Origin of the sequence: Mesorhizobium sp. M4A.F.Ca.ET.020.02.1.1, assembly GCF_004022645.1 — a bacterium.
In the GTDB taxonomy this organism is placed as follows: Bacteria; Pseudomonadota; Alphaproteobacteria; order Rhizobiales; family Rhizobiaceae; genus Mesorhizobium.
Window position 1 is genome coordinate 1 of the sequence record NZ_RZOI01001342.1, and the last position, 587, is coordinate 587.

Annotated in this window: 1 protein-coding gene; it reads right to left on the reverse strand. The window is 67.8% G+C overall.

Annotated features, from left to right (window positions below):
* Positions 1–587 (reverse strand): FAD-dependent monooxygenase (locus tag EN742_RS37040; protein WP_189375776.1); only part of this gene is annotated, 587 nt, incomplete at both ends.

Sequence of the window (587 nt, forward strand, 5' to 3'; positions counted from 1 at the left end):
ACCCAGACGATGGAGGAGCGGTTGCGGCCGTCCTTGTCGGGCTTCAGCGGCAGCGTCGCGAAGGGGCCGGCGGGCAGGAAATGCTCTTCGGCGCGGCCATTGTGCGGCCGTTCATGCGCCACGGTGCAGACGATGCCGGATTGGCCGTACTCCCACTTCACCGTCTTGATGCCGGCCATGTCGCGCAGCTTCGAGTTGACGCCATCGGCAGCGACCAGCAGTCGCGCCTTCAAGGTCGCGCCGTCCGCCAGATGCACGGTGATGCCGGCGCCGTCGATTTCGAAGGCGCTGACGGCGAGACCTTCGATGATGTCGATGCCGAGTTTTTCGGCGCGCCGGCGCAGCGCGCCGTTCAGGTCCCTGTTGGCGACCATGTGGGCGAAGGGCTCGCCGGGCGCCACTTCGCCGTCAAAGGTCAGGAACACCGGCCGCACCGGATCGGCGGTGCGCGAATCGGTGATGATCATTTCGGTGATCGCCTGCGCTTCCGGCGCGATCTCGCTCCAGACGCCGAGTTGCTCCAGCATGCGGCAGGCGGCTGCGGCGATCGCCGAGGCGCGGCCATCCTTTTGCCAGACGCTGGCGGG